Source organism: Frigoribacterium sp. VKM Ac-1396 (assembly GCF_015350895.1).
GTDB lineage: Bacteria > Actinomycetota > Actinomycetes > Actinomycetales > Microbacteriaceae > Frigoribacterium.
Genome location: NZ_JADKSD010000002.1, coordinates 1,045,311 through 1,056,102, shown reverse-complemented (window position 1 = coordinate 1,056,102; position 10,792 = coordinate 1,045,311). Strand labels below are relative to the sequence as shown.

Sequence of the window (10,792 nt, the reverse complement as noted above, 5' to 3'; positions counted from 1 at the left end):
TCGACCGTGCCGCCGGTCGCGAGCACGTCGTCGACGACCAGGACGCTGGACCCCGCGGGGATCTGGTTCGGACGCAGCTCGAGGGTGGCCTCGCCGTACTCGAGGGCGTAGCTCTCGCTCAGCACCTCGCCGGGCAGCTTGCCGGCCTTCCGCACCGTGAGCACGCCGACGCCCTGCTCGATCGCGATGGCGCCTGCGAGCGCGAAGCCCCGCGCCTCGATGCCGGCCACCGCGACGAACCCGCCGTCGAACGGCTCGGACAGCGCGGCCGTGACCGTCGCGAACGCGTCGGCGTCGGAGAACAGCGGGGTGACGTCGCGGAAGAGGATGCCGGGCTTCGGGAAGTCGGGGACGACGGCGATCTTGCTGTCGACGAACGAGGAGGCGTCGGAGACGGTCATGACGTCAACGGTAGTCGGGCGGGCGACGGCCGCCGCCCGCGGGGCGCCGGTCGTCCCGGGCTGCGACGCACGACCGACCGGTACGTCACGATCGTGTGAACGGTCGAGCCGATGTCGGAGGCCCGTGCGAGAGTGCACGCATGACCCGGTTCATCGTCCCGCCGTACCTGCTCGCCCACCTCGCCGAGGCCGACTCGCCCCGCCTGCACCGAGCGCCGCAGGCCGCGCGCAACGGCCTGCTCGCGATGCGGGACGTCGACCGCAACGCGACTCCCCCGGTGGTGCAGGGCGCACTGGGCGGTGAGGCCGTGCTCGAGCGCACGATCTTCGACGCCCGGGGTACCGAAGACCTGCCCGGCGTGCGTGTGCGGGGCGAGGGCGAGCCGGCCACCGACGACGTCGCCGCGACCGAGGCCTACGACGCGCTCGGGGCCACCTACGCCCTGTTCCGCGAGGTCTACGGGCGATCGTCGATCGACGGCGCCGGGCTGCCGCTCGACGCCACGGTGCACTACGGGCAGGACTACGACAACGCCTTCTGGAACGGCGAACGCATGGTCTTCGGCGACGGCGACGGCGAGGTGTTCGAACGGTTCACGGCGTCCGTCAGCGTCATCGGGCACGAGCTGACCCACGGCGTGACGCAGTACACCGCGAACCTCACCTACCAGGGGCAGTCGGGTGCGCTCAACGAGTCGGTCAGCGACGTGTTCGGCGCCCTCGTCGAGCAGCACCTGTTCGGCCAGACCGCCGACCAGGCGACCTGGTTGATCGGCGAGGGGCTCTTCACCCCCGAGGTGCAGGGCAGGGCCCTGCGGTCGATGAAGGCTCCGGGCACGGCGTACGACGACGACGTCCTCGGCAAGGACCCCCAGCCCGGCCACCTCGACGACTACGTCGAGACGACCGACGACAACGGCGGCGTGCACCTCAACTCGGGCATCCCCAACCGGGCCTTCTACCTCGTGGCCGAGGCGCTCGGCGGCGAGGCCTGGGTGCGGGCCGGGCAGATCTGGTACGACACGCTGACCGGCGGGGCCCTGCCGACCGAGGCCACCTTCGCGCAGTTCGCGACGGCGACCGTCGAGGCGGCCGCGACACGGTACGGGGCGGAGTCCGACGAGGCCCGGGCGACGTCCGCCGGGTGGCAGGGCGTCGGGGTCACCCCCGCCGCCTGAGGCGGGTCGGCGGCCGACCCCGCTGACCCGGACGCCGTCGGGGTAGCATCGCGCCCATGAAGGTCACCGTCTCGCGCTCCGGGGGTTTCGCCGGCCTCACCCGCAGCTGGTCGGTCGACGTCGACGCCGAGCCCGACACCGAGTCGTGGCTCGTCCTGATCGACCGGCTGCCCTGGTCCCAGGCCCCCCGCGCGGCCCAGACGGTGCAGCCCGACCGCTTCGTCTGGGTCATCACGGCCGAGACCCGACCGACGCGCAAGGCCAAGCTGCCCGAGCAACAGGTCACCGGGCCCTGGCGTGAGCTGGTCGACCGCGTCCGCACGACCTCCGAGGCCGAGACCGGGGCGACGCGATGAGCGACCGCACCCGGCGCCCTCGACGCCGGCTCTCGGGCGAGGTGCTGGCCGGGCTGCTCGCGCTCGTCGTCCTCGTGGCGGGTGGCGTCGGCGTGGCCGTGGTGCAGGGCGGCAACCCACAGAACGTCCGCGGGGCCGTGACCGCGCCTCCGTGGGGTCGCCCCGCGACCGACCAGCTCGAGGCGCGGGCTGCCGCCGCCGGCCTCGAGAACGTCTGGGGCCGAGACCTGGCGATGCACGTGCACGCCCACCTCTCGATCACGGTCGACGGGCAGCCGGTCACCGTGCCAGGCGACATCGGTCACGACGCGGACGCGAAGTTCGCAGCCGAGATCCACACGCACGACACGAGCGGCATCGTGCACGTCGAGTCCCCCACCCGTGAGACGTTCGTGCTCGGCCAGCTCTTCACCGAATGGGACGTCGCGCTCGACGGGCGGGGCGTCGGCTCGCTCGGTCATGACGACGGCCTCGAGCTGCACACCTTCGTCGGGGGCAGCCCCTACACCTCCGACCCGGCGGGCATCCCGCTGCGGGACTTCGAGCGCATCGACCTGGTGCTCGCGCCGATCGGTGAGACGGTCACCGCCCCCGCGGCCTTCGCCTGGCCGCCCGACTACCGCTGAGCCGCGCCGGACGCCCGGTACCGGACGATCCCGACACCGGTGACTCGGGCTGGCTCGCGGCCACCGTCCTCGACGGCCCGGCCCTCGCCGGCCCCGCCCTCGCTGGCCCCGCCCTCGCTGGCCCCGCCCTCGCTGGACCGGCCCTCGCTGGACCGGCCCCCGAGGCCCGGCCTACGAGACGACCGTGAGGCGTTGCGTGGGCCGGGTCATCGCCACGTAGAGGCTGGCGTTGCCGCGTCGGGTCGCCTGACGGACGCGCTCGGGGTCGACCACGACGACCGAGTCGAACTCGAGGCCCTTCGACGTCGCGGGGCTGAGCACCGAGATCGGCTTCGTCAAGGACGCCGACCCGGGCGCGACCAGCCCGGCGAACTCGGCCGAGAGGGCCTCGACCAAGGCCGTCACGGCCTGCTCGGGCGCGATGACGGCCAGGGTGCCGTCGGAGTCGATGGCCCGGTCGGCCCGGACGGCCTCGACGGTGGCGCGGACGAACTCGTCTTTCGAGGAGGCGCCGGTCACCTCGCGCACCGGCCACTCGCTCGAGCGCACCGACCGGCTCGGGGTGATCTGCAGTCCGCTCGCCGTCGCGACGTCTTCGGCGTAGGCCACGATCTGCGCGGGCGTGCGGTAGTTGACCGTGAGTTCTTCGAGTCGCCAGGGTGCCGACGTGCCCTGCGCCGCGCCTCCTCGACGCCGCCCGAGGAGGGCCTGGAGGGCGCGGTCCCACGACGTCGCGGCGGCCGGGCTCGAGGCCTGGGCGATGTCGCCCACGACCGTGAACGACCGCAGGGGGCAGCGGCGCGAGAGCAGGCGCCACTGCATGGGCGACAGCTCTTGGGCCTCGTCGACCACGACGTGGCCGAAGGCCCAGGTGCGGTCGCCCGCGGCGCGCTCGGCGGTCGTCATCGACGCCGCCCGCTCGGCGAACCCGCCGGCGATCTGCTCGGCGCTGACCATGCCCTCGACGCCCATGTTCTCGATGGCACGCTCGGCGTTCTCGATGTCGCGCTTGCGCTGTGCCTTGCGCGCCAGGCGCTCGGGGTCGACGCCGGCCTGGAACTTGCCGAGCAGCTCGGCGGCCTCGTCGAGCAGCGGCACGTCGGAGACCGTGAAGCCCGCCCCGCGCCCGCGTCGCAGCAGGGCGCGCTGCTCTGGCGTCCACCGCGGGGTGATCGAGGCCAGCCAGTTCGGGCGGGCGTAGAGGTCTTCGACGAGCTTCTCGGCGCTGAGCGGCAACCACGCGGTGTTGAGCAGGACGCGGACGTCGTACGACTGCCGGATGTCTTCGCGCAGCACGGCCTCGTCGGACTCGTCGACGGTCGTGCCGTGCTCGCGCATCTGGTCGACGAGCTGGCGGGTCAGGGCCGAGAGGGCGGCCTTGTTGAAGGTGACGCGGGCGACGTTGTGCGGCTTGCCCCGCTCTTGGGCCTTGCGCATGGCCTCGCCGACGAGCTCGGGTCGCACGACCAGTCGCTCGCCGTTGATGTCGATCGTCGTCGGCTCGCTCGGCCGGATCTGACGCGACCGGACGGCACGCCGCATCAGCTCGGCCATCTCGGCCGAGCCCTTGAGCGCGGCGACCTCGGGCGCGTCGTCGGTCTGGGCCTCGACGCCGGGGTAGAGCCCGCCGAGGCTCGACAGCACGACGCCGCTCTCGCCGAGGGACGGCAGCACCTGTTCGATGTACCGCAGGAACGACCGCGACGGCCCGACGACGAGGACGCCCGACCCCTTGAGCCGGTCGCGGTGCGAGTAGAGCAGGTAGGCGGCGCGGTGCAGGGCCACTGCCGTCTTGCCCGTGCCGGGGCCGCCCTGGACGACGAGCACGCCGTCGAGCTGCGAGCGGATGATGCGGTCTTGTTCGCCCTGGATCGTGGCGACGATGTCGGTCATGCGACCCGTGCGCTGGGCCGTCAGGGCCGCCATCAGCGCGCCCTCGCCCTGCAGCTGGACGTCGTCGCGGTCGAGCAGGTCGGGGTCGAACACCTCGTCTTCGAGACGGGTGACGGTGCGGCCCTCGAGCGTCAGGTGGCGTCGGGCCCTCGCCCCCATGGGCGTGGCCGCGGTCGCCTGGTAGAAGGCGCTCGCCCCGGGCACGCGCCAGTCGAGCAAGATCGGGTGGTGCGACTCGTCGCGCAGGCCGATGCGGCCGATGTAGCGGTACCGGCCGCCCTCGCCCGGCTCGGCCGGGCGGTCGACGTCGCCGGTCTGGCCGAGCAGGTCGGGCGTCTCGAGCTCGAGCCGCCCGAACGCCAGCCGCTCGTCGACCGAGCCGAGCTGGACGATGGTGTCTTCGTAGAGGCGCGCGTAGGCGTCGCGCTCGCTGCGGCTCTGGTGGTTGCCGCCGACGGTCTCGCGGCGGGTGCGCTCGAGACGGACGCGGGCGTCGGCCTTCAGCTCGTCGAGGCGTTCGTACAGGGTGCCCACGTAGGCGCGTTCACGGTCGATCTCGGATGACAACAGGTGTTCGTACCCTTCGGGAAAAGTCGGCACGCCAGTCTAGCTTCCGACCACCGACAGCGAACCCCGTCCGAGGTGCCGGGACGGTGCCGGGACGATTCCGGGACGACGGAGGCGCGCGCGTCCTCGACGGGACGCGCGCGCCTCCTGGGGGTCGCGGGGACGAACCGGTCAGAACTCTTCGTGGGTGAGCGGGTCGCCGTCCCAGAGGCGGCCGCGCTCGAGGCCGCTGAGCGACTCGACCTCGTCGGCCGTGAGCTCGAAGTCGAAGACGTCGAGGTTCTCGCGCTGCCGACCGGGGTCGGCCGACTTCGGCACGGGGACGGCCCCGAGCTGCACGTGCCAGCGCAGGACGACCTGCGTGGGCGTCTTGCCGTGGGCCCGCGCGATCTCGGTGACCCGCGCCTCCTGGAGCAGTTCGCTCTGCTTGGCGAGGGGGCTCCAGCTCTCGGTGACGATGCCCATGCTCTCGTGCACGGCACGCAACTCGGCCTGCGGGAAGTACGGGTGCAGCTCGACCTGGTTGACGGCGGGCACCACGCCCGTCTCGTCGGCGACGCGCTGCAGGTGCTCGGCCGTGAAGTTCGAGACGCCGATCGAGCCGACGAGGCCGTCTTCTTGCAGACGCACGAACGCCTTGAACGTGTCGACGAACTTGTCGACGCGCGGCAGCGGCCAGTGGATCAGGTAGAGGTCGACGAAGTCGAGTCCGAGGTTCGCACGACTCTCGTCGAAGCTCGCCAGGGTCTCGTCGTAGCCGTGGTGTCGGCCGGGCAGCTTCGTCGTGACGACGAGTTCGTCACGGGGCACGTCGCTCTGACGGACCGCCGCGCCGACGGCCGCCTCGTTGCCGTAGTTGAGCGCCGTGTCGAGCAGGCGGTAGCCCGACGAGATCGCCTGGACGACCTGCGTCGTGCCCTCGTCGCCGTTCAGCCCGTAGGTGCCGAGGCCGAGCTGGGGCAGCGTGCGGCCGTCGTTGAGGCCGATCGAGGGGGCGACCGTCATCAGCTGACGCCGAGCAGGTCGATGACGAAGATCAGCGTCTTGCCCGAGAGCGGGTGCCCGCCGCCCGCGGGACCGTACGCCAGGTGCGGCGGCACGACGAGCTCGCGGCGTCCACCGACCTTCATGCCGGGGATGCCCTCCTGCCAGCCACGGACGAGCGCCTGCAGCGGGAAGTTGATCGGTTCGCCGCGGCTCCACGACGAGTCGAACTCTTCGCCGGAGTCTTGCTCGACGCCGAGGTAGTGGACGTTGACGGTGGAGCCCGACTGCGCCTCGTCACCGTCGCCGACGGTGACGTCGGTGATCGTCAGCTCGGTGGGGGCAGGGCCCGTCGGGGCGTCGATCTCGGGCTTGGTCTGGGGGTCGTGAGTCATGCCGACCATCCAACCACCGACGCGGCGAGGGGGCGGGCCGGCTGCTCGCGTCCTCCCTGCGAGGCTCGAGAAGCCGACCCGACGTCCACACCGAGATGACGTCATCGATGCGAACACATGGACGCTACTCCGACCGACCCGTCGCACCAAATCGGTCGACGGCGGATGCCCCTGGCCCTTCAGCCCCGAGCCCGCGACCCCGGGCCTGCGGATCGTTGCACGATCGGCAAGAATGGCAGCTTGACCACCACCCCGCCCCCGCCCCCGTCGTCGCCACGCCCCCTCGCGCCCGTGCGACGCCCGCTCTTCGTCGACGTCACGCCGCTCCGCACGAGCCCCGCCTTCGCCCGACTGTTCGCCGGCAGCGCCGTCAGCGGAATCGGCACGCAACTCACGCTGGTGGCCGTCGGCCTCGAGATCTTCGAGATCACCCGGTCGACCTTCGCCGTCGCCCTGGTCGGCGTCGTCTCGCTCGTCCCGATGATCCTCGCCGGGCTCTACGGCGGCATGCTCGCCGACGCGTTCGACCGGCGGAAGGTCGCCCTCGTGGCCGCCGTCTTCGCCTGGCTCTCGACGGCGGCCATCGCGTTGCACGCCTACCTCGGCCTGCACGAGGTGTGGCTGCTGTACCTGCTGACGACCGTGAACGCCGTCGCGGGGACGATGATCGCGACCTCCCGCGCCTCGATCGTGCCGCGCCTCCTGCCCCGCGAGCTGCTGCCGGCCGCCTCGGCCCTCAGCGGCATCAGCATGGGGCTCATGCTGACCGTCGGGCCGGCCCTGGCGGGCGTCCTGGTCGCGAGCGTGGGGTTCCCGCTGACCTACACCGTCGACGTCGTGCTGTTCTCGACGGCGTTCCTCGGCATCGTCACGTTGCCGCCCATCCGGCCCGAGGGCGAGACCCAGCGCCCCGGCCTCGAGTCGCTGCGCTTCGGCCTGGCCTTCTTGAAGCGGTCGCCCAACATCCGCACGACCTTCGTCATGGACGTCGTGGCCATGACCTTCGGCATGCCCCGCGTGCTCTACCCGGTGGTCGGCACCCTCGTGATCGGAGGAGGCGCGGTGACGGTCGGCGTGCTCTCCGCCTCGTTCGCGGTGGGAGCCCTGCTCAGCAGCGTCTTCTCGGGACGCCTCGGCCACGTGCGTCGGCAGGGCGTCGCCGTGCGGTGGGCCATCACCGCGTACGGACTCTGCATCGCGGCCTTCGGCGTCGTGCTGCTCGTCACGCCGGCCCACGGGGGCAGCGTCACGGCCGGCCTCGACCAGGCGAACCTGGTGGCCCTCGGCGGCGCCGCCCTCGCCCTGGCCGGCGCGGGCGCGAGCGACAACGTCAGCTCGATCTTCCGCTCGACCATCTTGCAGTCGGCCGCGCCCGACGCCATGCGCGGACGCCTGCAGGGCATCTTCATCGTCGTCGTCACCGGCGGCCCGCGCGTCGGCGACCTGTTCGTCGGGCTGGTCGCCGGCATCGCCGTCTTCTGGCCACCCCTGCTCGGCGGGCTGCTCGTCGTCGCCCTGGTCGCACTGGTCGCACGACTCACGCCGGCGTTCGGTCGCTACGACGCCGAGGCACCGACGCCCTGAGTCGCGGTGCGCGTCACCATCCGGGCCCGGACTGCGGCGACCCGGGGTGGGGCGGCACCCGGGACGGGACCTGCGGCGGCCACCCGGGGTGCTGCGGGTAGCCGACGAACGCCGCGGGCGGTGCCTGCAGCGCCAGGCGGCTCACGGTGAGGGCGTCGAGCAGCTCGGCCTCGTCCCGCTGCACCGCCGCGTCGAGGGCACGTCGGCCCTTGACCAGGCGCTGGCGCGTGAAGGCCAGCCTCGTCGCGTTCGAGATGAAGACCTTCATCGCGGGCCGGATGCCCCGGGTGGCCGCCCACGACCGCGCCCGGCGTCGGCCGGCGCTCGACGACAGCATGCCGACCTCGTCGGCGCTGAACCAGCCCACGGCCGCGTACTCGGCGAGCCGGTCGTGGGTCACGCGCCGCTCGTTGCGCCGCAGGAACACCACGAGCAGCACCATCGCCACGAAGATCGGCACCTGCACCAGCAGGTAGTAGGCGAAGAAGCCGTCACCGACCACGAAGAGCGCGCCGTTCCAGAGCGCGTGCAGGCCCGCCGCCGGCACGAGGCCGACGAAGAACCAGCCGATCGCGCCGTAGGGGCCGGTCCGTCGCGCCGCCAGGCCGAGGGCGAAGCCCGTGCAGGCCGTGTACATCACGTGGGCGAAGGGCGACATCAGGGCCCTCACGAAGAAGACGTAGGCCAGGCCCCGGCTGCCGGTCGCGAGGTCTTCGCCGACCTGCAGGGCGAAGTACTGGATGTTCTCGACGAAGGCGAAGCCCGCCGCGACCGTCGCCGCGTAGACGATGCCGTCGACCGGTCCGTCGAAGTGGCGCCGGAAGATCCACAGCACGAGCAGGACGCCGAGCCCCTTCGCGCCCTCCTCGACCAACGGCGCCTGGACCACCGCCCCGAGCACGTCCTCGAGCCCGCTGGACCGGACGCCGAGTGCCGCCCGGGCCGTCGTCAGGGCCACGTCGACGATCAGGGCGGTGCCGACGGCGACGGCCGCGCCCCACAGGAACGCGAAGAGCAGTGCCACGCGCGGCTCGGGCTCCCAGCGGTCGACGAGCCAGATGCCGACCAGCACGATCGCGAGCGGCACGAAGGCGAGCAGGCTGCCGGCGAGCAGCACCGCGGGCTGGACGAAGATCAAGAAGTAGAGGCCCACGGCCACCGCGAACGTGCCGATCACGGTGAAGCCCACGGCGAGCGCTACGGCACTCGCGACCCGACGCCTCGGGGCCGGCTGCGCGAAGACGGGTTGGACGGGGTACCAGACCGGTTCGGGGTTCGCGACCGGGCCGAGCACCGGACGCGCGAGGCCGGCGGGCTGACCGGGCGCGACACCGCCGGGGACGACGGAGGGCGTCAGGGGGCGTCCGTACGCGTCGTGCCCGACGCCCCGGGAGTCGGACCAGGTCATGCCCCGACCCTACGGGCTGAGGGCGGGGTCGGCGCGGCCCCGAGGGAGGTGCCCGCGGCGGCCCCGAGGGCGGTGCCCGCAGGCGGCGTCGAGGGCGGTGCCCGCGCGAGGGGCACCGGTGCCCGAGCCGCGGGCGCACCCGCGCGTCCGGCCCGGTAATCTCGCAGGATGCCCACGACCCGTTCCCTCCCCGAGGACCCGACGCTCGTGCGTTACGTGGTCATGCGGGTGTGGCACGACTTCCTCCGGCACCGCACGATCGACGCCGCGGGCTCGCTGACGTTCTTCTCGATGCTGGCGCTCGTCCCCGGAGCCCTGGCCCTCGTCTCGGGCGTCGCCCTGTTCGTCGAGGACGGCGACGCCGTCGACGAGATCCTCTCGGTCGCCCGGTACGTCCTCACCCCGGACGCGATCGAGACGCTGCGCTGGCCGCTCGAGCAGATGCTCAGCCTGTCGAACCCGGGCGTCGCGTTCGGCATCGGCCTCTGGCTCACCCTCTGGTCGCTGTCGGCCTACACGACGGCCTTCGGGCGGGCGATGAACACGGCCTACGAGGTCGAGGAGGGCCGCCGGATCTGGAAGTTCCGCGGCCACATGATGATCGTCACCCTGGTGCTCATGGTGTCGTTCGCGGTCATCGCCGTGATCTTGCTCGTGACGCCCACCCTCAGCGACGCGGTCGCCGCCCGGTTCGGCATCGGCCGCCCGTGGACCGACCTCTACAACGTCTTCAAGTGGCCGGTGCTCGTCGCCCTGGCCGTGCTCTCGGTCGCGATGCTCTACTTCTTCACCCCCAACGTGCGACCGCCCCGCCTGCGCTGGGTGTCGTACGGCGCGATGGTCGCGCTCGGCGGGTGGGCGGTCGCGACCGTCGGCTTCGCGGTGTACGTGGCGACGGTGTCGAACTACGACCGGTTCTACGGCTGGGTCGGCGGCGTCGTGGTCGTGCTGCTCTACGCGTACATCAGCAACTTCGTCCTCGTGATCGGGGGCGAGCTCGACAGCGAGATCCTGCGCATGCGTCAGCTGCGCCGCGGTGTGCAGGCCGAAGAGGTGATCCCCCTGCCGCTGCGTGACACCGCCCGCAACCACATCCTCGCGCGCAACCTGGCCTGGGACGTCCGGGTCGGTCGGCGCATCCGCGAACGCGCCCTGCGCGAGAACGGGGGCGTGCTCGAGCCCGACGACCTGCGGCTCGTCCACCTCCGGGCCGATCGCGACCGTCCGGCCGACGAACGTCCACCCGCCTCCGGCCGGGCCGACCAGGTCGACCCGACGAGGCACGCGCCCTCGACGCCCTAGTCGACGCGACGGCCCGGCACGGCCGTGACGACGGGACGCCACCACCGGCAGGAGGCGCGGTGCCGGGCGTCCGGCACCGCGCCGCCACGACGGGGGCG

10 protein-coding genes are annotated in these 10,792 nt (G+C 72.7%); 5 read left to right on the top strand and 5 right to left on the bottom strand.

All coding sequences use genetic code 11. The annotated features are described in order from the left end of the window. A partial coding sequence (locus ITJ55_RS11980) for an adenine phosphoribosyltransferase (protein WP_194595517.1) occupies positions 1-401 on the bottom strand: 401 nt, incomplete at its 3' end. A 140-nt stretch (positions 402-541) separates the two neighbouring features. Between ITJ55_RS11980 and ITJ55_RS11975 the strand changes: the two genes are divergently transcribed. Genes ITJ55_RS11975 through ITJ55_RS11965 form a run of 3 tightly spaced genes read left to right on the top strand, consistent with a single transcriptional unit; the run spans position 542 to position 2,561 of the window. After that, positions 542-1,579, top strand: a complete 1,038-nt coding sequence (locus ITJ55_RS11975; RefSeq protein WP_194595516.1) for a M4 family metallopeptidase — start codon at positions 542-544, stop codon at positions 1,577-1,579. Between the two features lie 56 nt (positions 1,580-1,635). After that, the gene (locus ITJ55_RS11970; RefSeq protein ID WP_194595515.1) at positions 1,636-1,935 is read left to right on the top strand and encodes a protealysin inhibitor emfourin; all 300 of its coding nucleotides are present in this window, start codon (positions 1,636-1,638) and stop codon (positions 1,933-1,935) included. After that, positions 1,932-2,561, top strand: a complete 630-nt coding sequence (locus tag ITJ55_RS11965) for a hypothetical protein (protein ID WP_194595514.1) — start codon at positions 1,932-1,934, stop codon at positions 2,559-2,561. The genes ITJ55_RS11970 and ITJ55_RS11965 overlap by 4 nt, the downstream gene beginning before the upstream one ends. A gap of 171 nt (positions 2,562-2,732) precedes the next feature. Here ITJ55_RS11965 and ITJ55_RS11960 read toward each other — a convergent pair whose 3' ends face one another. The 3 genes from ITJ55_RS11960 to ITJ55_RS11950 all read right to left on the bottom strand — a co-directional run bounded on the left by ITJ55_RS11960 (position 2,733) and on the right by ITJ55_RS11950 (position 6,400). Continuing rightward, complete coding sequence (locus ITJ55_RS11960) at positions 2,733-5,024, bottom strand: UvrD-helicase domain-containing protein (protein ID WP_194595656.1); 2,292 nt, start codon at positions 5,022-5,024, stop codon at positions 2,733-2,735. A gap of 168 nt (positions 5,025-5,192) precedes the next feature. After that, complete coding sequence (locus ITJ55_RS11955) at positions 5,193-6,026, bottom strand: aldo/keto reductase (protein ID WP_194595513.1); 834 nt, start codon at positions 6,024-6,026, stop codon at positions 5,193-5,195. Continuing rightward, positions 6,026-6,400 (bottom strand): FKBP-type peptidyl-prolyl cis-trans isomerase, encoded by a 375-nt coding sequence (locus ITJ55_RS11950; RefSeq protein WP_194595512.1) that lies wholly within the window; start codon positions 6,398-6,400, stop codon positions 6,026-6,028. Before ITJ55_RS11950 ends, ITJ55_RS11955 begins: the two co-directional genes overlap by 1 nt. A gap of 240 nt (positions 6,401-6,640) precedes the next feature. Here ITJ55_RS11950 and ITJ55_RS11945 point away from each other — a divergent pair, with 240 nt between their 5' ends. After that, positions 6,641-7,984, top strand: a complete 1,344-nt coding sequence (locus tag ITJ55_RS11945; protein WP_228498138.1) for an MFS transporter — start codon at positions 6,641-6,643, stop codon at positions 7,982-7,984. 13 nt (positions 7,985-7,997) lie between these two features. Here the strand turns inward: ITJ55_RS11945 and ITJ55_RS11940 are convergent, their stop codons facing one another. After that, positions 7,998-9,392, bottom strand: a complete 1,395-nt coding sequence (locus tag ITJ55_RS11940) for a PrsW family intramembrane metalloprotease (RefSeq protein WP_194595510.1) — start codon at positions 9,390-9,392, stop codon at positions 7,998-8,000. Between the two features lie 168 nt (positions 9,393-9,560). Here ITJ55_RS11940 and ITJ55_RS11935 point away from each other — a divergent pair, with 168 nt between their 5' ends. After that, positions 9,561-10,694: a YihY/virulence factor BrkB family protein gene (locus tag ITJ55_RS11935; protein WP_194595509.1), complete on the top strand. Its 1,134-nt coding sequence runs from the start codon at positions 9,561-9,563 to the stop codon at positions 10,692-10,694. Positions 10,695-10,792 lie beyond the last annotated feature (98 nt).